Here is a 21,569-nt window from a genome sequence, read left to right as displayed (position 1 = left end):
AGCTATTTATTTACCAGGTAGATAATATCTTCCCCTTCATTTTCTTTCCAGTGAACTTTAACCTTCTCTTGGTTGATCGCATCTACCTGCCTGCCCCGATAATTGGGCTGGATGGGTAAATGCCTGCTGAAACGCCGGTCTATGAGCACCAGCAATTCTATTTCGGCAGGTCTGCCAAAGGATTGTATTGCTGTAAGCGCTGCGCGTATGCTACGCCCGGTATACAGCACGTCATCAATGAGCACCACCTTCTTGTTCTCTACCAGGAAATCCATTTTTGTGCTGTTGGCCTCCAGCGGCTTGTCACTCCGCCTGAAATCATCCCGGTAAAAGGTGATGTCAAGGAATCCAAGATCTATTTTTTTGACCCCGTATTCTTCAATAAGGATTTTTTTCAACCGGTTGGCGAGGTAAATTCCCCTGGGTTGCATCCCGATGAGTGCGGTGTCTTTAAAATCCGTATGATTTTCTAATAATTGACAAGCCAGTCTGTGCAGTATGATGTTGATCTCTTTGGAAGAAAGCAAAACTTTTTGGCTCATAGGTGGGTTGATCCTGCGCTTATGAGGACAAAAATAGCGAATTATCCCTAATAATAAGGAGGCTGTGCTATAGAATAATCATGTAAGAATCAGCACCGGGCAAGGCCATAAAAATAAAGACCCCGGCATTGCTGCCGGGGTCTTAGCATTCACCTCAGGGTGAATTTAATTATCGGAATGAAAACTATTTTTTCTTACCAGCTTCCATTTTATCCTTCAACGCCTGCAATTGCTCGTTGGCATCTCCAAGGGTTGGCTTGGATTCTTCAGCCTGTGCAGCAGCCTTTTTCTTGGCAGCTTTTACATTGCGTTGCTCTTCTTCTTTAAAGATTGCAGTATGACTGGCAACTACTCTCTTGAACTCCTTGTTGAACTCGATGATCTTGAATTCTGCTTCTTCACCTTTGCCAAGTTTCTTCCCGTCCTCTTTCTCAAGGTGACGCTGTGGAACAAAAGCAGTGATGTCTTCATTGAATTCAATGATAGCACCTTTGTCTACCATCTCGGAGATAGAAGCGGTGTGAACTGTATCCAGTCCGTACTCCTCTTCGTACTTATCCCAAGGATTCTCCGTGGTCTGCTTGTGACCCAGGCTAAGCTTACGACCGTCAACATCCAGTTCCAGAACTTCTACCTCCAGGGTATCCCCTACGGCTACAAATTCTGATGGGTGCTTGATCTTCTTAGTCCAGGACAGATCAGAGATGTAGATCAATCCATCAATACCTTCTTCCAGTTCTACGAATACACCAAAGTTGGTGAAGTTACGAACGATTCCTTTATGCTTGGAACCTACTGGGTACTTGGTAGTGATATCAGTCCATGGATCCGGAGAAAGTTGCTTGATACCTAGAGACATTTTGCGATCCTCGCGGTCCAGGGTAAGTACAACAGCTTCCAGCTCATCACCAACTTTCACGAAATCCTGGGCAGAACGCAGGTGCGTAGACCAAGACATTTCAGAAACGTGGATCAGACCTTCAACTCCTTCAGCCACTTCAAGGAATGCACCGTAATCTGCGATCACAACTACTTTTCCTTTTACTTTATCTCCAACTTTAATCTCATCGCCAAGAGCATCCCATGGGTGCTTCTCCAGCTGCTTCAATCCAAGCTGTATCCTTGATTTATTGTCATCAAAGTCCAGAATAACCACGTTCAGTTTCTGATCCAGTTCAACAACCTCGTTCGGGTGGTTGATACGGCTCCATGAAAGATCCGTGATGTGAACCAGACCGTCAACACCACCAAGGTCGATGAATACACCGTAAGAAGTGATATTCTTAACAACACCTTCAAGAACCTGGCCTTTTTCAAGCTGGCTGATGATCTCTTTTTTCTGCTCTTCGATATCCGCCTCGATCAGTGCTTTGTGAGAAACAACTACGTTCTTGAATTCGTGGTTGATCTTAACCACTTTGAACTCCATAGTCTTTCCAACGTACTGGTCGTAATCACGGATTGGTTTAACGTCGATCTGAGAACCTGGAAGGAACGCTTCGATACCGAATACGTCAACGATCATACCTCCTTTAGTTCTGCACTTAACGTAACCGTTAACTACTTCTTCTTTATCGTGGGCTTCATTCACACGCTCCCAGGCCTTGATAGTCCTGGCTTTACGGTGAGAAAGAACCAACTGTCCGCTCTTATCTTCACGGATGTCGATAAGTACTTCTACTTTATCGCCCACTTTAAGATCAGGATTGTACCTGAATTCGTTCAGTGAGATAACACCTTCAGACTTCGCGTTGATGTCGATGATTGCTTCACGGTCTGTCAGGTAAGTTACCGTTCCTTCAACAACCTCTTCATCTGCTGTGTCAACGAAGTTTTCGGCAACCAGCTTTTCAAACTCCTCCAGTTTGGACTCGTCTACACGCTCAATTCCCTCTTCGTACTTGTCCCAATCAAAATTTTCAAGAAATTCTTTCTGATCCTTCTGGGGAGTCGCTTTTTTAGTTTCTTCTGCTCCTGCAGTTTCATCTACAGTCGCTGTGTTTTTTTCTTCAGCCATTTGCTGATTTAAATTTGTATCCCACGCTGTTACAAGAGTTAAGCAATAAACGCAGAAGTTATTTGTATAAAATATTTTTCAGTACCCAATTCCTCTTGATGCTTTGCTGAAAAAGGTGTGCAAAAATACAACTAAATATTTGTATTACAAACAATTTTTGATTGTTATTAAGCGCATAAAACATCAGGAATGATCGCCGTGCAGGTCACGGATTTCGTATCTTAGAACATTATTAATTATAAAAGTTAGGTTCATGAGTGTAAAAGCGAAATACCAACCAGTTCTTGATCTTGGAGAAAGATTGGGAATCAAAGACGGAAACGTTACTGAAGAAGGAGGAACCCTTAAAGTTAAAGGGATGGCACAGACACAGTACGAAAAAGACCTTATCTGGGATAAAATCAAGGAGATCGGTGGCGAAAAACCATCAGACATCAAAGCGAATATCACTGTTGAAGACGATTCTGTATACCACCGCCACGTGGTTAAAAGCGGTGAGTCTCTCAGTAAGATCGCTAAGCATTATTACGGGGACGCCATGAAGTATAAAGAGATATTTTCGGCGAATACCAGCATCCTGAACAACCCGGATGTCATTTACCCGGACCAGGTATTGGTGATCCCAAAGGTATAGAGGTCTACTTCTTTTAAAGAACAAAGGACGCCTCTCAGGCGTCCTTATTTATTTTCTCGATCACGCGGAGCGCGTAATTATAAATTCGTTCAAACTGCTCTTTCCTTCCCATATCGCCATTATCAAATTCAATCGCGTCTTGTGCCTTTTTCAGGGGTGAGAATTCCCGGTTAGAATCGATATAATCCCTTTCTTTTACATTTTGCAACACTTCCTCGAAATTCACCTGGTCTCCCTTTTCCAATAACTCTTTATACCTGCGGTTAGCGCGTACCTCTGGGGAAGCAGTCATAAATACTTTAAGCTCTGCATCCGGAAAAACTACGGTTCCGATATCCCGGCCGTCCATAACTATCCCCTTGTCCTTTCCCATTTGTTTCTGGAGATCCACAAGTTTAAAGCGAACTTCCTCTATGGCAGCCACCTGGCTTACATACCTGGAAACCTCCAGGGTCCGTATCTCGTTTTCCACATTTTCCCCGTTCAGGTATATTTCCGCATATCCCAGTTCCTGGTTGAATTTGAATTTCAACCGGATCTTCGGCAGTAGTTTTACCAAAGCGCTCATATTATTCTGCTCGCCCCCGACAAAACCGTTCCGCAACGCAAAGAGGGTAACTGCCCTGTACATGGCTCCGGTGTCCACGTAAACATACCCCAATGCTTTTGCCAATTGTTTGGCAAGGGTACTTTTTCCGGTAGAAGAAAAGCCATCTATGGCAACCGTGATTTTTTTCATCGGCTAAAAATATATAGAAAAGATGGAAGGCCCGGTAACCATTGCTGTTTTTCTGAACTCGAACCGGTTTTGAAATAAAAGACCCGCTGCTTTACAACGGGCCTGTTATTCCAGTCTTCCTGTTTAATTTATAGTTTCTTGGCGTTCTTCACCTTCTGCTTGGTGACCGCCAGGTCTATTACTTCGCTCATATCCGAGACGTAGTGAAAAGTAAGCCCTTTCAGATATTCTTCCTTGATCTCCAGCACATCCTTCCGGTTCTCTTCACACAATATGATCTCACGGATCCGCGCTCTCTTTGCTGCAAGTATCTTTTCCTTGATACCCCCTACCGGCAGTACCTTCCCCCTGAGGGTGATCTCACCGGTCATGGCAATACTCTTCTTCACCTTCTTCTGGGTAAAGAGGGATACCAGGGAGGTCAGCATAGTGACCCCGGCACTTGGACCGTCTTTGGGAGTAGCTCCTTCGGGTACGTGGATGTGTACATTGTACTTGTCAAAGACATCCGAGTCGATCCCAAAGCTGTCGGCATTAGATTTGATATATTCCATCGCGATGGTGGCAGACTCTTTCATCACTTTCCCCAGGTTCCCGGTCACGTTAAGGTTCCCCTTTCCTTTAGACAGGATCGCCTCTATAAAAAGGATATCCCCTCCAACACTGGTCCAGGCCAGGCCTGTGACAACACCTGCTACTTCATTATTTTCATACTTGTCTCTTTCCAGCCGGGCCGGGCCTAACACACTCTCAATATCCTCGTTGGTCACTTTTATATTGTAGTCCTCATCCATGGCGATATTCTTTGCCGCATGACGGACCATCTTTGCCACCTGTTTCTCCAGGGACCGCACCCCGGATTCACGGGTATACCCTTCAACGATCTTTTCTAACTGCCGCTTCCCGATCTTCAGGTCTTTATCAGTCAGGCCGTGTTCTTTCAATTGCTTGGGAAGCAAGTGTCTTTTTGCAATTTCAACCTTTTCCTCTATGGTATAACCCGTTACATTAATGATCTCCATACGATCTCTCAGGGCCGGTTGTATGGTAGACAGGTTATTGGCCGTAGCGATGAACATTACCTTAGAAAGGTCATAGCCCATCTCCAGGAAGTTGTCGTAAAAATCACTGTTCTGTTCCGGGTCCAGCACCTCCAGCATTGCAGAGGAAGGATCTCCCTGGTTACTGCTGGCTAGTTTATCGATCTCATCCAGGATAAATACAGGGTTAGAGGTTCCTGCCTTCTTAAGACTCTGGATGATTCTACCAGGCATAGCCCCGATGTAGGTCTTCCGGTGTCCGCGGATCTCTGCCTCGTCTCTCAGACCGCCGAGAGACATTCGCACGTACTCCCTGCCCAAGGCTTCTGCCACGGATTTTCCGAGGGAGGTCTTCCCTACCCCGGGAGGTCCATATAAGCAGAGGATGGGTGATTTCATGTCGTTCCGTAGTTTCAGAACGGCCAGGTATTCAATGATCCTGCGCTTTACGTCTTCAAGTCCATAATGATCGCGGTCCAGGATCTTCTGGGCCCGCTTCAGGTCAAATTTGTCTTTGGAAAATTTATTCCACGGGAGGTCCAGGAATAGATCAAGGTAGTTTCTTTGAATAGAATATTCGGCTACCTGGGGATTCATCCGCTGCATCTTGCCCAGTTCACGGTCAAAATGCTCCCCTACTTTCTTCGGCCATTTTTTCTTGGCCGCCCGTTCTTTCATCTCCTGTATTTCCTCGTCATAAGAGACCCCACCGAGTTCTTCCTGTATGGTCTTCATCTGCTGATGGAGGAAATACTCCCGCTGCTGCTGGTCCATATCACTGCGGACCTTGGACTGGATATCATTCCGCAACTCCAGTTTCTGCAATTCAACGTTCATGTGCTTCAGGGTAGCCAGGGCACGCTCCTGCAGGTCGTTGATCTCCAACAACTCCTGTTTTTCCTTGACCTCCAGGTTCAGGTTAGAGGATACAAAATTGATCAGGAAGGAATTACTCTGAATGTTCTTGATCGCAAAAGAAGCTTCGCTGGGGATATTGGGGTTATCCCTGATAATACGTATCGCCAGCTCCTTGATAGAATCAATGATCGCCAGGAACTCCTGGTTACCTGGTTCCGGCCGGAGCTCTGTAGCTTCACGGATTGTAGCCGTCATATAAGGCTTCTCTGTCAGTACCTCTGCGATCTCGAACCGCTTTTTACCCTGTATGATCACCGTCGTATTCCCATCGGGCATCTGCAGCACCCTCAGGATCCTCGCTACGGTACCCAGGGTGTTTATATCACGCACCCCCGGGTCCTCGGTTTCCTCGTCTTTCTGGGAAACCACACCGATGGTCTTGCTGCCGTTATTGGCATGTTTGATCAAATTGATGGATTTATCCCTGCCGGCCGTGATCGGGATGACTACCCCGGGAAACAGTACCGTATTCCTCAACGGAAGGATAGGCAATGTAGATGGCAATTCCTCATTGTTCATCTCTTCCTCGTCCTCCGGGGTAAGAAGGGGAATTAATTCTGAATCTTCATCCAATCCCTGCAACGACAAATTGTCTATATTTTTAAAATTAAAATCTCCCATATATTATTTTATCAGCCATTCTGTCATTATGACCTGGCTTGTTATCAATTTTCTTTTCCAGAACACATCCTTAACCCACTGGCTACAAGGTACATACCATTATGCGGACATGTGTGCTATATTCAAAAAACAATTGTTATGCCACGAAATGAAAAATAAATCATAAAAACTGTAACATTCCCTAACTTCAGGTATCTATTGAATAAACCATTTACTTTTTGAGCCAACTTTTAATGCATACGGAAGCGTTAGTGCCATTGTGCCTGGAAGGTGACCAGGCTGCTCAGATGGAGCTGTACAGGCGATATTATAAAGCCATGTATAACGTAGCATTACGTATTGTAAAGAAAAGTGAGGACGCTGAAGATATCATGCAGGAATCGTTTTTAAGGGCATTTACCAAGTTACACACCTTCCGGGGAGAAGTCACCTTCGGAGCCTGGTTAAAACGAATCGTGATCAACAGGAGTATTCACTATTACCGGAAGCAGCAAAAATCCGGTGAAGTAAGACTGGACGAGGTACTGTACAAGGTCGAAGACAATGATGGTTACGTCCCTGATCATGGAGAGGCTGAACTGAAGGCTCAAAAGGTGATGGCCGCCATGCAAAGGTTGAAAGACAATTACCGGATTTCTTTGACCTTACACCTCATAGAAGGTTATGATTATGAAGAGATCTGCAGCATAATGGATATCAGTTATGCCAATTGCAGGACCACGATATCCAGGGCGAAGGAAAGCCTGAGAAAAAAATTATTAAAGCTGAACTGATGAAAGATGAACGATATATAGAAGACCTCTTTAAATCCCTGGAAGGGCAGTTTGATACTGAATTGCCTGACCCAGGGCATGAAGAAAGATTCAGGGCCAGGTTACAGGCCGGGCAAAAGCCTAAAGGATCTGGGTTATCCCTGTTCAGCCTGTGGCAACCTTATGCAGCTGCAGCGGTGCTACTCGTTTTCCTTACCCTCGGTTTCCTGGTAATTAACCAGCAACCGGATATGGAGAGTCAGGTAGCCCAGATCTCCCCGGAGATCTCACAGACCAATCTCTACTTCACCAGCCTGATCGAGGAGCAGGTAAAAATACTGAGGACGGAAGATTCACCTTTGACCAATAAAGTTCTCGAAGATGCCCTGGCGCAGCTAAAAATCCTGGAAGATGATTACACGAAAATGGAAAGGGATTTGGTGAATGGCGGCAATAGTAAACTGATCCTCAGCGCGATGATCACCAATTTCCAGACCAGGATAGCGCTCCTGAAAGATGTACAAGAACAAATAGAAATGATCAAAAACTTTAATACGGAAGAAAATGAAAACATTAGTATTTAACCTGGTACTTGTCCTTGGAATTATGTCTACGGGCAGCCTATTGGCTCATGACCATGATCGCAAAGGCAAACATACCAAGGAAAAGACCATAAAGAAAGAATTCAAGGTATCGGCCAGCGGGCTCCTGAAAGTGGACAACAGTTTCGGTAACCTGGTCCTGACATCCTGGAACGAAGACCGTATTGCCATAGAGGTCCATATTAAGACCAATGGTGATAACGAGGAGAAAGTACAGGAGAAACTCGATGAGATATCCGTGGAATTTGAGCAGTCGGGAGAAACGGTCAGTGCAAAAACCAAATTCAACAAAGGAAAAACCGGCTGGAACTGGAACTGGGGTGGAAACAAGAATGTGAGCATGCAGGTGAACTACACTATTAAGTTGCCTGTGAAGCACAATGTGAACCTCAGCAACGATTACGGTGCGATCATTCTTGACCGCATAGACGGGCATGCCAAGATCAGCTGTGATTACGGCAGGCTGGACATCGGGGAACTCAGAGGCCGCAGTAACCAGTTGTCTTTTGATTATACTTCCAAATCAACCATCGGCTATATGAACAGCGGATCCATCTCTGCAGATTATTCCGGGTTCACCATTGAGAAAGCCGGTGACCTGCAACTGAATGCAGACTATACCAATGCTTCGGTGGGCACTATGGAAAACCTGGAATACAGCTGTGACTACGGCCACCTGGAAGTCAAAGAAATGAATAATGTAAAAGGAAGCGGTGATTACATAGACATCGCCCTGGGAACAGTTCACGGGAATGTGGATATCAATGCTGATTACGGCGGGATCTCTATAGACCGCATGGCCGCAGACGCGGGGAACCTAACCATCGATTCCGATTATACTGGTGTCAAGGTAGGATATGCCCCCCAGTATAACTTCAGCTTCGAGATCTCTGCACAATATGCGGATGTTAAGGGGTTAGATGAAATGGAAACCGATATCCGGAAAATAGAATCCGTCTCTAAATACTACAAAGGTCGTTACGGCAGTAATTCGGACGGAAAAAAGGTTTATATTAATAGTAGTTATGGCGGCATCCGCTTGTATAAAAATTAATCAACTGACGAAATGAAAAGAATAGTACTATTAGCCCTGTTGCTATGTATGAGCTACGGGCTGCAGGCCCAATGGGGCAAGAAGATCAAGGGCAACGGCAATGTGATCACCCAGGAGCGGGAAACCGCGGAATACGAGGAGATCGCTGTAGCGGGTTGGTTTGATGTAATATTAGTTAATGGGCGTGAAGGTGAGATTACACTGAAGGGTGAGGAAAACCTGCTGGAGTATGTAGAAACAGAGGTCGATCGTGGGAAATTGACAGTAAAAGAAAAAAAAGGAGTTAACCTTAAACCTTCCAAATGGAAAGATGGGATCGTGGTTACCATCCCGGTTGAACAGATCGAAGCCATCAGCCTTTCCGGGTCGGGCGATGTAAGCAGTCGGACGGTCTTGAAATCAGACCGACTTGAAACAGCGGTTTCAGGTTCGGGGGATATAGCACTGGAGGTGGAGTCAGATAAAGTCAAGGCAAATGTATCCGGTTCAGGAAACATCAGCCTGAAGGGTAAGACTAAAGAACTGGAGATCCGGATGTCCGGATCCGGGGACCTCGATGCTTTTGATCTCGACGCTGAAGATGTTGAAGTACAGGTTTCTGGTTCTGCCGATGTGAATGTTATGGCAACCAAATCCCTGAAGGCCAATGTAAGCGGCTCCGGTGATATTCATTATAAAGGAAATCCCAAGAAGATCGACAGTAAAAAATCCGGTTCAGGAGAGATCACCAAAGCTTGATCCCAGCCATCGCACAATATGTAAAGCCTCCTTCTCAGGGGGCTTTTTTATGAACCCGCAGCAACAGGATAAGGCCGGAAATAAAGAACAGCGCCAGGAAGACAGAAGCATTCCGCATGCTGCCTGTAAGCTGGGCGACCATTCCGTAGAGCAGTGTCCCGATCACGATCCCGATCTTCTCCGCCACGTCGTAAAAGCTGAAAAATGATGCCGTATCCTTGGTTTCCGGAAGAAATTTGGAATAAGTGGAACGGGAAAGGGCTTGTATACTCCCCATGACCAGGCCGACAAAACCTGCAGCAAGGTAGAATTCGATGGGACTGACCACGAAATAGGCATAGATACAGATAATAACCCAAAGCCCGTTGATGATCACCAGGGTTCGGATATTTCCCAATATTCTTGAAGCCCATGCCGTAAGACTGGCACCGATGATAGCCACCAGCTGAATAACCAGTATACTTACTATCAGTCCAGTGGTTCGCTCCGAATCCGAGCCCCACGCTACCTCTTCTTCACCGAAATAAGCCGCGATAAGCATTACGGTCTGGACCGCCATACTGTAGATAAAGAATGCAAGGAGATACCTCTTAAGTTCGCCCAAGTCCTGTAACTGTCTCCAAACGCTTCGCAGTTCCCTGAACCCGTTTAGCAGTACATGACGGCGCGGACCTTCCCTCTTATTGCCTTTTGGCAGGTGATAGAATGAATATTGACTGAACAGGATCCACCACACTCCTACAGAGATAAAGCTGTACCTCATGGCAACCAGTTCGGCTGCTTCACCCCCGCTTTCTGTTATCCCGAAAACAGAGGGATTCATCACCATTCCCAAGTTGAACAACAAGAGGATCACACTACCTATATAGCCCAGGGAAAAACCTTTTGCACTGACCCGGTCTTGTTGTTCAGGAAAAGCGATATCGGGCAGGTAAGAATTGTTGATGGCAAAACTGACCCAGAAGCCTGTGAGACCCAGGAAGTAGCAGAGTAGCCCCAGGTAGATATTATCGAGTGAAAACCAATAAAGACCGATGCAGGAAGCGCCGCCGAGGTAACAGAAGAATTTCATAAAGCCTTTCTTATTACCCAGGTAATCCGAGATCCCGGCAATAAAAGGGGTGATGATCGCAATAAAGAGAAAAGCTGCTGAAGTTATATAGCTGATCAGGGGAGCCCTGGCGATATAACCCCCGAAAATATATACCTGTTCTATCCCAGCCACCCGGAAGAGGGCGCCGTAAAAAAGAGGGAAGATGGTGGAGGAGATCACCAGGCTGTAAACCGAGTTGGCCCAATCGTAAAACGCCCATGCGTTCAGTAATTTCCTGCTGCCTTTAACAGCCAGTACCTGTACCATAAAAAAACCGTTTCTTTTTGGAAACGGTTTCAATATACGTTTTTAAACTGATTAGGATTTAAAAGAGGTCACTCCGAATTTTCGGGCTTCTTCCTTAGCAAGGGGTGCCCATTTCTCTATGTTGTTGATACGGGTATCATTAGACGGGTGAGTACTTAAAAATTCCGGCGGAGCCGCATTTCCTGACTCGGCTTTCATCCTTCTCCAGAGATCAGCGGCCTCCATGGGATCGTATCCCGCGATCGCCATGATCTGTAAACCTATGCGGTCCGCTTCGGTCTCGTGGCTCCTGCTGAAAGGCAGCATTACCCCTACTGTAGAACCTACCCCGTAGGCCTGGTTGAATACGTTCCTTTTTTCAGGATCACTGATCGCGATATTCCCGGCAACGGCACCCAATTGCTGCAGTGTCCCTGCGCTCATTCGTTGTGCCCCGTGGTCAGCGAGTGCGTGGGCAACTTCATGGCCCATAATGGCTGCAACTCCTGCTTCATTCTTGGCGATAGGCATGATCCCGCTATAAAAGACGATCTTACCTCCCGGCATGGCCCAGGCATTGACCGCATCATCCTTTACCAGGTTGTATTCCCACCGGTAATCCTTCAGGTAACCTGGATAACCATTGGCCGTTAGCCAGCGTTCTGCCGCGGCCGAAATCTTTTGCCCTACATTGGTAACCATACGGGCATCTTCTGTGCCTTCAACCACTTTATTTTCCTTTAAGAACTCGTCATACTGAGCAAATGCCATCGGAAATATCTGGCTGTTAGGATAGAAGTTCAAGGTCTTCTTACCGGTAAAAGGGTTAGTCTTACAGGCAACGACGGTCATCATGACCGCCACTATAAGTAATATTCGTTTCATCGTCATAAATTTTTTCCTTACTTGTTCCCATTGGACAGGTACGGCTGTTCTCTGCATGGTAAAAATCAAGAATCATACCGAATCCTGTGGGGAATGAAAGTAAGAATAAATCAGGCCCCTATTATGTGCAATTCCGTAAAATTTTTGCTTATTTCAATGGTGCTGTCACCGTTTAAACGCACGGTGTCCAGGGGAACTTTGACATTGTCTACTTCGATGGTCTTGATCTTGAACGGCAAGCCATGTAACCTGATCTTGAAAGAATCATAAGTGGTTTCATAAGTACCGTCCTTGTATTGCTGGATGATCAGCTCCTTCTCCTTCCCGTTTAACTTAAAGTTCCTCAGGCTGTACCCGCCTTTCTTATAATCAAAGCCATCCTGGGCATCCTCATAAACGGTGGAATCCTCGATCCCCTGTTTATAATATACATTCAGGGTAAGCTGTTGCAGTTCAATCTCGCCTACGTACTGCTGTACCGGGTAGAACGGGATGATAGCCCCTTCTTTAATGAACAAGGGAACTTTATCTATATCTGCAACCACCCATTTCTCCATTCCGCCTTCTACCACTTCTCCTGTCCAGTAGTTATGCCAGTTGCCCCGTGGCAGGTACATACGCCTGCCTTTGGCGTTAGGTTCCTGTACCGGGCAAACCAGGATCTGGTCGCCGAAAATAAATTCGTCTGTCCGGAAATGTGTCTGGGGATCTTCCTGGTCAAAATAGACAAGGGATTTGATCATAGGGACATTGTCCCTGGAGTATTTCCAGAACATGGTATAGAGATAAGGCAGAAGCTGATACCTCAGCTCAATGAACTTACGCACGATCTTGGTCACCTCCGGGTCAAAAGACCAGGGCTCCTGGTCCCCGTGATCCCCGCTCGAATGTACCCTGCAAAACGGGTGGAAGACTCCCAGCTGTATCCAGCGTGCAAATAATTCTCCATTGGGTTGCTCGGCGAAACCACCGATATCTGATCCTACGAAAGAATAACCGCTCAGGCACATCCGCTGTACCTGTACATTGGCTATCCATAAATGTTCCCAGGTAGCTACGTTATCCCCGGTCCAGGTACAGCTATAGCGCTGTGCCCCGGCATAAGCCGCCCTGGTAATAACAAAAGGTCTTTTAGGGAAAACGAATTTTTTGACCCCTTCATAGGTGGCCCTGACCATCTGTGTCCCGTAAATATTATGGGCTTTACGGTGACTGCAGGGATGACCGTCATAATTATGGCGGGTGTCCAGCGGTGCCGTTTTGGTTGGAACTTCCATCACCGCGGGTTCATTCATATCATTCCATACGGCGTGGACGCCGGTCTCAGCGATCATTTCCTTGTATAGGTTGGCCCACCATTTCCGCACCTCCGGGTTCGTAAAATCCGGGAAGCTGCAGACTCCGGGCCATACTTTCCCACGCATCAGGGGACCATCTCCTCTCTTGCAGAAGTAATCATTCTCCATGGCCTCCTGGTACACCCAGTAATCCCGGTCTACCTTGATACCCGGGTCTATCATGACCACAGTCTTAAAACCGTCCTTCTCCAGGTCCTGTATCATGCCTTTAGGGTCCGGGAATTTTTCCTTATCCCAGGTGAAACAACGAAAACCATCCATGTAGTCAATATCCAGGTAGATGGCGTCACATGGGATCTTATTTTTCCTGAACTGTTTTCCAAGTGCCCGTACCTGGCTATCCGGGTAGTAGCTCCATTTAGACTGGTGATATCCCAAGGCCCAAAGCGGGGGTAATTCGGGTGTGCCGGTAAGGTCCGTATAGGCCTGCACCACGCGCGACATTTCGGGGCCGTAAAAGAAATAATAGTTCATCTCGCCTCCATCAGCCCAGAAGCTGGTCACATTCCGTCGCTCATGAGAAAAATCAAAATGAGTGCGAAAAGTGTTGTCAAAAAAGATCCCGTAAGCGATCTGGTTATGTAGTCCTATATAAAAAGGAATAGCTTTATAAAGGGGGTCCTGGTCCTTGCCGTAGGCATACTGATCCGTTACCCAGTTATTCACTCTTTTCCCCTTGAGGTTAGAATGAGTAGCCTTGTCTCCCATCCCGTAGAAACTTTCCGAGGCCTGGGTAATTTTACTCATCTTAACCGAATTACCACCGTGGGTATAGTTCTCTTCCCAGTGGAATCCGAGTTCATCCTCGTTTATGATGTTCCCCTCCTTATCGGAGATCTGTGTTCGAAGGGTTTTCTTATCGATAAGTACCCGGATACGGGCAGTTTCTACCCAGTATTCAGTTTCTGTTTCGCGGAATTCCAGTTGACTGAATCCTTTAATGGCGTTCTCACTGATCGCATAGGAAAAGTCGGGCTGGAATAAATGTTCCGTAGCATAGCGGAACCGGACCGCAGAATTACGAATCACGGTGAGCTCAAGAATTACCCCGTTATCAGTAGTAAAATAGAATTTATCAGACTCCTGCTTAACATCAACAATTTCATTGGGGTATAAATTCCCTTTATATTCTAACTCCGTATTGGTAATCATGATTGATTGTTTTATTGGTATCGCAAAAGAAAGCTTAAATCCTTAAAAATTATAAGGAAGTTGTTATGTTTTTTGAACTACAACGTTAGCGTAGAGCGTTTTCTCTTACTGGAATATCAATACTGAAAGTGGTGGCAATGTGACTTCTACAGAATTTGGATGACCATGCCAGCTGTTCTTAGTGACTTTAATGGCCTTGTTATGCATCCCACTTCCGCCGTATTTCTTATCGTCAGAATTAAATATCTCTGCCAGGGCTTTTTTTGCCGAAGGTATCCCTATCCTGTAATTCTCCCTTGGGACAGGCGTAAAGTTACAAGCCACGTACAGGTCGTTCTTTTTATCATGCCCTTTCCTGACGTAAGTAAGTACGGAGTTCTCTGCATCACCATAGTCTATCCACTGGAAACCTTCAGGACTGAACTGTTTTTCGTACAGGGCCGGGTAGTTCTTGTATATATGGTTCAATTGCTTGACCAGCTCCTGGATACCCGAATGGAAATCGTAATTGGTCAGGTGCCAGTCCAGGCTGTGCTGGTAGTTCCACTCTGACGACTGCCCGAACTCTCCCCCCATAAACACCAGGTTTGTCCCCGGATGTGTGAACATATACCCGAAAAGAAGTCTTAGGTTAGCAAAGCGCTGCCATTCGTCTCCCGGCATACGGTACAGGAGGGATTGTTTCCCGTATACCACTTCATCATGGGAAAAGGGTAACATAAAATTTTCGGTAAAAGCGTAAGTAAGGCTGAAGGTTATATCATCCTGGTGGTGCTTACGGTAAACGGGCTCTTTCTTAAAGAACTCCAGTGTATCATGCATCCAGCCCATCATCCATTTCATTCCAAAGCCCAGGCCTCCCAGGTATACCGGCTTGGTGACTCCGGAAAAGGCGGTGGATTCTTCGGCTATGGTCTGGACCCCATCGTAATTACCGTAAATATATTCGTTCAGTTCTTTAAAGAACGATATGGCTTCCAGGTTTTCATTATTCCCATAGATGTTAGGTTCCCACTCCCCTTCCTCCCTGGAATAATCCAGGTAAAGCATAGAAGCTACCGCGTCTACCCTGAGACCATCCACATGGAACTGGTCCAGCCAGAAACAGGCATTAGAGATCAGGAAGGCACGAACCTCGTTCCTGCCGTAATTGAATATCAGGCTTTTCCAGTCCGGATGGTATCCGCGCCTGCGATCCGGGTGTTCATAAAGGTGCGATCCATCGAACATGCCAAGACCATGAGCATCTTCCGGAAAATGCGAAGGAACCCAGTCCAGGATCACCCCTATATCATTCTGGTGCATGGTATCTACCAGTTTCTTAAACTCTTCCGGGTTCCCGAAACGGGAGGTGGGGGCAAAATACCCGGTAAGTTGGTATCCCCATGAAGGATCGTAGGGAAATTCCATCACCGGCATAAATTCCACATGGGTAAAACCCATTTCCTTTACATAGCTAACCAGTTCTTTGGCGAAGGCCTCATAGCTGAGAAATTTATTATCATCCGTACGTTTCCAGGACCCCAGGTGCACTTCATAAACCGAATAAGGCCGGTCTAACCCGTTCTTTTCCTTCCTGTACCCCATCCAGGCCTTGTCTTTCCATTTATAATCCCCTTCCCAGACCACTGAAGCAGTTTTTGGAGGTTGCTCGGAATAACGTGCAAACGGATCTGCTTTCTCCGTGGTGATATCCTGGTTATGAGAGCGGATCTTGTATTTATAGAGGTTGCCCTTGGCTACCCCTGGAATAAAGCCTTCCCAGATCCCACTTTCGTCCCAGCGGACATAAAGTTTATGATCTCCTTCTAACCAGTAATTGAAATCCCCGATCACGGAGACCGACTTGGCGGTAGGGGCCCACACGGCGAAGTATGTACCTTTTTCTCCATTGAGTTCCATAGGGTGGGAACCCAGTTTGTCGTATAAGCGGTAATGCTTCCCCGATTTGAAAAGGTTTATATCGTAATCTGTAAATAAACTGTGTGGAATAACTTTTCCCATATGTTAGTTGTTAGTCTCGTTAATAATACTCATGATCCCTTCCAGGGGGATCACAGCCCACTGAGGCCTGGAATTCATCTCGTAACCCAGTTCGTATACTGCTTTTTCCAGCATACAATAACGCAGGATAAAGATCCTTTCCTGGGTATAGCCAATATTCAAATTGTGTTCCTGTATCAGGCTGACATAACGGCCCATAAATACCCCTATAAAATACCGGTACAGGATCTCCCCGGCCTTAAATAATGCATCCTGGGAGAACGGATAATCCTTCCCAGAATTAAAGATGGTGGCGTAGATCGCGTAATGAAAGGAACGGAATATTCCGGCCACATCTTTCAGCGGGGGTTGTTTTACTTTCCTGTCCCGGATCGTACTCTCGGGTTCGCCCTCGAAATCGAGCAGGTAAAAATCATCGCCCTGGACCAGTACCTGCCCCAGGTGGTAATCCCCGTGGATCCGAATTCGTTCGCCTTTCAGTTTTGTCCAGTCAAAGCGGACAAAGCGCTGCCGGATATCGTTCTTCTGTTCCAGGAATTTTTCGGCCAGGTCCAGGGAACGTCCTTCCAGCCTGCTGATATTATTCTCCACAATATTAAGCCTGTTCTGGAACTGGTACAGGAGACGGTTTTTCAGCCATACCTCGTAATCCCCGTTAAAATGTGCGGGTGTAAAGGCGGTGTCACTGAACTCTGATCCCAGGGCAATATGCATTTCAGCCGTCCGTGTGGCTAAGGTCTGCAGTTTCAGGAACAGGTTTAGCCCTACCCAATCGATGATCTGCGGAGGGACGTCATTGATCTCCAGGGATTTGAACATCTGGGTTCCCGGGAGCTTATCGATATTGATCCGTTTGGCTGCCAGGTTGCCAAATACCATTTTCAGTTCTTTGAGCATGTATTCCCAGGCATCACCCTGGTTTTCCACCAATTCCTGCATCAGGGCAATGGTCACCATGATGCCCTCTATGTCCACGATATTGATACTACCGCAATACGGAGGGGTATTCTTATACCCTTTGATCTCGGAGAGGAAACAACTCATCTCGTAATCCGGGTTGGTATCCGAATAGATCCTGCGGAAGAATTTGATCACGTACTTGTCATTGATAATGATCGATGTATTGCTCTGCTCCATTCCCATAAACCGGGAAGAACGGTATTCCTTATCAGTAAGATGAACACTATTGTGATAGCGCACCCTGGTCTTATCGTTGGGCACTGCCGTAACAATACGCTCAAAAACTAACTTGCGAAAAGCTTCCAGGTTCAGGGCATCGATAATAAAACCATCCTGCCCATTGATAGAAACCGGGAGAATCCGGTCTTTCTCAGCAAAATTCTCATCGGAAACAAAAGCTATAGGGAGAAAGTAATGCTGGTAGAAGGCCTCTTCAAAATTCACCTCCAGCAACAGCCCGTAATATACTTCTTCGTGCTGCTGTATCCTGAAATATTCCGCGAGTTCTATATATTTCAGTTTGCTGGATTTTCCTCCGTACCAGCGTTGTTTGGTCACATAATCCTCAAGAACATCACACAGGAAATATTCAATGAAATTTTCATTTTCCAGTAAGTTTTCCCAGGCCGAATCAAAGACGGAAGGCGCTTGTTCTACCTGTTTTTTGTTCTTTTCAGACATACGTTATTTATTTAAATGGAAGATATGGAAAGGAAGGTTGGGATTCAAGGCCACAAAATTCCATTCCTGGTTCCAGGTATAGGTATTCTCGGTAATTACGTCCCGCACCTCAACCCGGTGACCTGCATGAATACCCAGGCTGTCCAGTGGCAGCTGTATAATTCCCTGTTGTTCGTGATGCGGGTCCAGGCTGATTACCACCAGGGTCTCATCCTTACCATCGTCGCTCCATTTATGGAAAGCCATTAACTGATCGTTTTCAACAAAACAGAACCTGATATTATTGGTCTGCTGCAATGACCTGTAATGCTTTCGCGCCTCGTTGATCCTCGTGATGAGATAGGTCAGTTTATTTTCATGTTCCCAATCCCAGTGCCTGATCTCGTATTTTTCACAATTCAGGTATTCTTCCTTACCGGGAATGGCCTCTGTCTCCATGAATTCGAATACCGGCCCATATATTCCGAGGTTCCCGCATAAGGTAGCGGCAAGCGCATACCTGATCAGGTGCATAGCTTCATTCGCCCCCTGCAAGTGATAGGGGTTGATGTCCGGGGTATTAGGCCAGAAATTAGGACGGTAATATTCACGCATTTCGGATTGGGTCAGCTCCGTCATATATTCCGTGATCTCATGTTTATTCACCCTCCAGGTAAAATAGGTGTAGGATTGTGAAAAGCCTTGCTTGGCCAGCTGTTGCATTACTCTTGGCCTGGAGAAAGCCTCGGCCAGGAAGAGGACATCCGGGTGATCCTTTTTTACTTCAGCAATCAACCAGTGCCAGAAAAAATAGGGTTTGGTATGTGGGTTATCTACCCGGAAAATACGGATACCAAAGTTTACCCATTTCAGCGTTACACTGAGGAGTTCCTGCCACAGTTCCTTATAAGCCGGGGTCTCAAAATAGAAGTTGACGATATCCTGGTATTTCTTGGGTGGATTCTCTGCATACTGTATGGTGCCGTCCGGTCTTTTCCGGAACCATTCCGGGTGCTCGCTCACATAGGGATGATCAGGGGCGGCCTGGAACGCAAGGTCCATTGCAATCTCTATCCCGTAGTCCCCAGCTGCGCGGATGAGCTGTTTAAAGTCCTCCTCTGTGCCCAGTTCCGGGTGAATAGACTTATGCCCCCCGTGGCGGGAGCCAATCCCCCATGGCACACCGGAATCCCCTTCCTGGGCCTTAGTGGCGTTGTTCTTACCTTTCCTGTTCACTTCCCCGATAGGATGTATCGGGGGGAAATAAATAACGTCAAACCCCATATTGGCCACTCGTGGCAGCAGGCGTTCACAATCCTTAAAGTTTCCGTGCTTGCCCTTTTCCCTGGAAGCAGAACGTGGAAAGAATTCGTACCAGGTACTGAAATTGGCTTTCTCCCGGTCTACATACACCTTAAGAACCTTTGATTCGTTGGCGAGCAGGCGCTGTGGGTTATCATGGAACAGCTGGTGCAGGTCTTCAGAAACTGCGATCTCTACAGCCTGTTCATACGCACTGTCATCCTGGAATTTTACTGCCCAGTCGGCAACAGCCTGTTTAGCCTTTCCTTTTAATACTGTTTGCAGGTATTCCAGGTATTGCACCCCATCCAGTAATTCGCTTTTAACGTGCTGGGAGTCTTTCAGTTTGGCTTCGATGCCGTGCTGCCAGTTCAGCGCATAGTCTACCCATGCCCTGATATGGTATTCATAAAATCCCTGTTTATCAACTTTAAAGCTGGCCGAGTAGCGGTCATTCCCTTCTTTTTCCATTCGGACCTCGCGGGGAGATTTCTCACCTTCGTGCCTGAAAAGGACTTCGGCCTGCATCACATCATGACCATCCGGCAGGATATCCGCACTGACGGTCACAGTTTCACCCACCACTCTTTTTATAAAAAAGGCACCACATTGTAACTGAGGTTTTACATCCTCTATAACGACACGCTGCTGTTTAAACATAATTCTGGTTTGTTCGGTTAGGTTTTTAAATGTACTATTTTTCTTCTGCAATGGCACATCGTATTTCACAGCTGGCCTTGATAACAGTGGTATCTGAGGTACCCAGCCCCGGTCACAAAAATTCCCGGGTATGGAATATAATAAAAATGATCCATTATCTATTGGAGTAGACCTTGTAATCCCAAGGATCCAGGTGCAGGTCTAATCCTTGCTCAAAAAATTCCTTTCTCCCGGAAAACAGCGAGAAAAACGGGCCTTCTTTAAAGTTAAAGGCGAGGTGAACCTGGTGATGTTTAGAAGAAAAATTAATGACAACCACTACCCTGTCTCCTTCCTTCTCCCTTGTAAAGGCATAAATGTCCTGGTCCTTTCCAGTATGGATCTTGACCAGCCTACCCCCATGACTGCCATTCCAGAGGGCCCTGTTGCGGTGTTTTAATTGGAAAAGTTGCTCATAAAATGCAGCATTCCGGAAATCGCCCCAGTCGATCTCATCCTTCGTAAAGAATTTGAATTGTTTATCTATAGCCGATTCCATCCCTGAATACAGCAAGGGCATACCACTAAAGGTAGCGGTCAATACCGCGAAAGCTTCGTGTGCTTCCCCAAACCATTCATACGCAGATCCCGACCATGCGTTCTCATCGTGGTTAGAGGTGAAATACATCTGGTAGCCCCGGTGATACCTGCTTCTTTTAATTTCCAGGAGCCTGTCAATATCATAGGAATGCACTTCTTCCGGAATTTCGTCCCCTGTGTTCTGCTGGAGGTTTCCCTGTACCAACCGGGCACCCTCGCTTCCGGCGGCGCCTTTAAACCGGGCTATACGCGTTAGGATCTTATGCATATCCCAGCCGTAATCCATCACAAAGCAACCGCTGTTCAGCAGTTCAGGGATCTCTGCTTCGGCCAGCATAAAGAGGGGTTTAATAGCGTATAATACATCCGTACATTCTTCCCAGAAGTCCAGAGGTACACCATGGGCAACATCTACCCTGAAACCGTCTACTCCTACTTCCTCTACCCAGTAACACATAGCGGCAATCATCCCCTTGCGCATCTCCCGGTTGTTATAATCCAGGGCAGCCACGTCTGTCCATCCCCATGATTCCCCTGTATACAGGTTTATGGGGTCAGTGATATTACCGGTATCGTCTTTCAGGTACCAGTCCGGGTGTTCCCCGATCCAGGGATGGTCCCAGCCTGTATGATTTGGGATCCAGTCTATAATGGCGTGCATTTCCCGGGCATGGACCTGGTCCAGCAATTCCCTGAAGTCGGCATCAGTACCGAAATACGGGTTGATCCTGGTGTAATGTGCTGGCGCATACGGACTGCCCAGTTCTCCTTTCCGGTTCTTCTCACTTATAGGGTGAAGGGGCATAAACCACAGTATGTCTACCCCCATCTTCTTTAGCCGGGGTAGATGGGCCGAAAAAGCCTTGAAGGTACCTTCCGGGGTATAATGCCTGATGTTCACCTCGTAGATGGTGGCATTCTTATGCCAGTCCGGTACCCGTGGTTTGGAAAAGGTCTTCATAATACGATCAGGTCTTAAAATGCAGGGCTTCAACTCCTTCTATAATTCCCCT

At 46.6% G+C, this 21,569-nt stretch carries 16 protein-coding genes; 5 read left to right on the top strand and 11 right to left on the bottom strand.

Going from position 1 to position 21,569, the window contains the following annotated elements; translation table 11 throughout:
• Nucleotides 1–2: 2 nt before the first annotated feature.
• Together pyrR and rpsA are read right to left on the bottom strand one after the other, a co-directional pair.
• Nucleotides 3–542, bottom strand: a complete 540-nt coding sequence (pyrR, locus tag CLV82_RS08370) for a bifunctional pyr operon transcriptional regulator/uracil phosphoribosyltransferase PyrR (RefSeq protein WP_133643862.1) — start codon at nt 540–542, stop codon at nt 3–5.
• Between the two features lie 184 nt (nt 543–726).
• On the bottom strand, nt 727–2,559 hold the full coding sequence (gene rpsA, locus CLV82_RS08365) for a 30S ribosomal protein S1 (RefSeq protein WP_133643861.1): 1,833 nt from the start codon (nt 2,557–2,559) through the stop codon (nt 727–729).
• Nucleotides 2,560–2,812: 253 nt separating this feature from the next.
• Here rpsA and CLV82_RS08360 point away from each other — a divergent pair, with 253 nt between their 5' ends.
• Nucleotides 2,813–3,193, top strand: coding sequence for a LysM peptidoglycan-binding domain-containing protein (locus CLV82_RS08360; RefSeq protein ID WP_133643860.1), 381 nt, complete (start codon nt 2,813–2,815; stop codon nt 3,191–3,193).
• 34 nt (nt 3,194–3,227) lie between these two features.
• Here the strand turns inward: CLV82_RS08360 and cmk are convergent, their stop codons facing one another.
• Entirely contained in the window at nt 3,228–3,932 is a 705-nt protein-coding gene (gene cmk, locus CLV82_RS08355) for a (d)CMP kinase (protein WP_133643859.1), read from the bottom strand.
• 128 nt (nt 3,933–4,060) lie between these two features.
• Complete coding sequence (gene lon / locus CLV82_RS08350) at nt 4,061–6,511, bottom strand: endopeptidase La (RefSeq protein ID WP_133643858.1); 2,451 nt, start codon at nt 6,509–6,511, stop codon at nt 4,061–4,063.
• A gap of 218 nt (nt 6,512–6,729) precedes the next feature.
• On the opposite strand from lon, the gene CLV82_RS08345 reads away from it, so the two are divergent.
• Genes CLV82_RS08345 through CLV82_RS08330 form a run of 4 tightly spaced genes read left to right on the top strand, consistent with a single transcriptional unit; the run spans nt 6,730 to nt 9,657 of the window.
• Nucleotides 6,730–7,284 (top strand): RNA polymerase sigma factor, encoded by a 555-nt coding sequence (locus CLV82_RS08345; RefSeq protein WP_243744171.1) that lies wholly within the window; start codon nt 6,730–6,732, stop codon nt 7,282–7,284.
• Nucleotides 7,284–7,847 carry a hypothetical protein gene (locus CLV82_RS08340; RefSeq protein ID WP_133643857.1) on the top strand — a complete coding sequence of 188 codons (564 nt, stop codon included), beginning with the start codon at nt 7,284–7,286 and terminating at the stop codon, nt 7,845–7,847. The genes CLV82_RS08345 and CLV82_RS08340 overlap by 1 nt, the downstream gene beginning before the upstream one ends.
• Nucleotides 7,828–8,919, top strand: coding sequence for a hypothetical protein (locus tag CLV82_RS08335; protein ID WP_133643856.1), 1,092 nt, complete (start codon nt 7,828–7,830; stop codon nt 8,917–8,919). The genes CLV82_RS08340 and CLV82_RS08335 overlap by 20 nt, the downstream gene beginning before the upstream one ends.
• A 12-nt stretch (nt 8,920–8,931) precedes the next feature.
• Nucleotides 8,932–9,657, top strand: coding sequence for a head GIN domain-containing protein (locus CLV82_RS08330; RefSeq protein WP_133643855.1), 726 nt, complete (start codon nt 8,932–8,934; stop codon nt 9,655–9,657).
• A 34-nt stretch (nt 9,658–9,691) separates the two neighbouring features.
• On the opposite strand, the gene CLV82_RS08325 is transcribed toward CLV82_RS08330, so the two are convergent.
• The 7 genes from CLV82_RS08325 to CLV82_RS08295 all read right to left on the bottom strand — a co-directional run bounded on the left by CLV82_RS08325 (nt 9,692) and on the right by CLV82_RS08295 (nt 21,517).
• Entirely contained in the window at nt 9,692–11,017 is a 1,326-nt protein-coding gene (locus CLV82_RS08325) for an MFS transporter (protein ID WP_133643854.1), read from the bottom strand.
• Nucleotides 11,018–11,068: 51 nt separating this feature from the next.
• Nucleotides 11,069–11,881 carry a M48 family metallopeptidase gene (locus tag CLV82_RS08320; protein ID WP_133643853.1) on the bottom strand — a complete coding sequence of 271 codons (813 nt, stop codon included), beginning with the start codon at nt 11,879–11,881 and terminating at the stop codon, nt 11,069–11,071.
• Between the two features lie 110 nt (nt 11,882–11,991).
• Nucleotides 11,992–14,391, bottom strand: coding sequence for a glycoside hydrolase family 31 protein (locus CLV82_RS08315; RefSeq protein ID WP_133643852.1), 2,400 nt, complete (start codon nt 14,389–14,391; stop codon nt 11,992–11,994).
• A gap of 105 nt (nt 14,392–14,496) precedes the next feature.
• The gene (gene glgB, locus CLV82_RS08310) at nt 14,497–16,395 is read right to left on the bottom strand and encodes a 1,4-alpha-glucan branching protein GlgB (protein ID WP_133643851.1); all 1,899 of its coding nucleotides are present in this window, start codon (nt 16,393–16,395) and stop codon (nt 14,497–14,499) included.
• Nucleotides 16,396–16,398: 3 nt separating this feature from the next.
• Complete coding sequence (locus CLV82_RS08305) at nt 16,399–18,036, bottom strand: maltokinase N-terminal cap-like domain-containing protein (RefSeq protein ID WP_133643850.1); 1,638 nt, start codon at nt 18,034–18,036, stop codon at nt 16,399–16,401.
• A gap of 3 nt (nt 18,037–18,039) precedes the next feature.
• Nucleotides 18,040–19,977 (bottom strand): alpha-1,4-glucan--maltose-1-phosphate maltosyltransferase, encoded by a 1,938-nt coding sequence (locus CLV82_RS08300; RefSeq protein ID WP_133643849.1) that lies wholly within the window; start codon nt 19,975–19,977, stop codon nt 18,040–18,042.
• A gap of 154 nt (nt 19,978–20,131) precedes the next feature.
• A complete protein-coding gene (locus CLV82_RS08295; RefSeq protein WP_133643848.1) occupies nt 20,132–21,517 on the bottom strand; it encodes an alpha-amylase family glycosyl hydrolase in 1,386 nt (461 codons plus the stop codon).
• Nucleotides 21,518–21,569 lie beyond the last annotated feature (52 nt).

It is taken from the genome of Zeaxanthinibacter enoshimensis (genome assembly GCF_004362865.1).
GTDB classification, from domain to species: domain Bacteria; phylum Bacteroidota; class Bacteroidia; order Flavobacteriales; family Flavobacteriaceae; genus Zeaxanthinibacter; species Zeaxanthinibacter enoshimensis.
The sequence above is the reverse complement of the archived record's forward strand: the minus strand, read 5'-3'. Positions and strand labels throughout refer to the sequence as shown.

Bases quoted from the DNA above. Each gene is read 5' to 3' on its own strand.
- CLV82_RS08295 (WP_133643848.1), bottom strand. From the start codon at position 21,517: ATGAAGACCTTTTCCAAACCACGGGTACCGGACTGGCATAAGAATGCC.
- lon (WP_133643858.1), bottom strand. From the start codon at position 6,511: ATGGGAGATTTTAATTTTAAAAATATAGACAATTTGTCGTTGCAGGGA.
- CLV82_RS08305 (WP_133643850.1), bottom strand. From the start codon at position 18,036: ATGTCTGAAAAGAACAAAAAACAGGTAGAACAAGCGCCTTCCGTCTTT.
- CLV82_RS08300 (WP_133643849.1), bottom strand. From the start codon at position 19,977: ATGTTTAAACAGCAGCGTGTCGTTATAGAGGATGTAAAACCTCAGTTA.
- pyrR (WP_133643862.1), bottom strand. From the start codon at position 542: ATGAGCCAAAAAGTTTTGCTTTCTTCCAAAGAGATCAACATCATACTG.
- CLV82_RS08335 (WP_133643856.1), top strand. From the start codon at position 7,828: ATGAAAACATTAGTATTTAACCTGGTACTTGTCCTTGGAATTATGTCT.
- cmk (WP_133643859.1), bottom strand. From the start codon at position 3,932: ATGAAAAAAATCACGGTTGCCATAGATGGCTTTTCTTCTACCGGAAAA.
- CLV82_RS08340 (WP_133643857.1), top strand. From the start codon at position 7,284: ATGAAAGATGAACGATATATAGAAGACCTCTTTAAATCCCTGGAAGGG.
- CLV82_RS08360 (WP_133643860.1), top strand. From the start codon at position 2,813: ATGAGTGTAAAAGCGAAATACCAACCAGTTCTTGATCTTGGAGAAAGA.
- glgB (WP_133643851.1), bottom strand. From the start codon at position 16,395: ATGGGAAAAGTTATTCCACACAGTTTATTTACAGATTACGATATAAAC.
- rpsA (WP_133643861.1), bottom strand. From the start codon at position 2,559: ATGGCTGAAGAAAAAAACACAGCGACTGTAGATGAAACTGCAGGAGCA.
- CLV82_RS08320 (WP_133643853.1), bottom strand. From the start codon at position 11,881: ATGAAACGAATATTACTTATAGTGGCGGTCATGATGACCGTCGTTGCC.
- CLV82_RS08325 (WP_133643854.1), bottom strand. From the start codon at position 11,017: ATGGTACAGGTACTGGCTGTTAAAGGCAGCAGGAAATTACTGAACGCA.
- CLV82_RS08315 (WP_133643852.1), bottom strand. From the start codon at position 14,391: ATGATTACCAATACGGAGTTAGAATATAAAGGGAATTTATACCCCAAT.
- CLV82_RS08330 (WP_133643855.1), top strand. From the start codon at position 8,932: ATGAAAAGAATAGTACTATTAGCCCTGTTGCTATGTATGAGCTACGGG.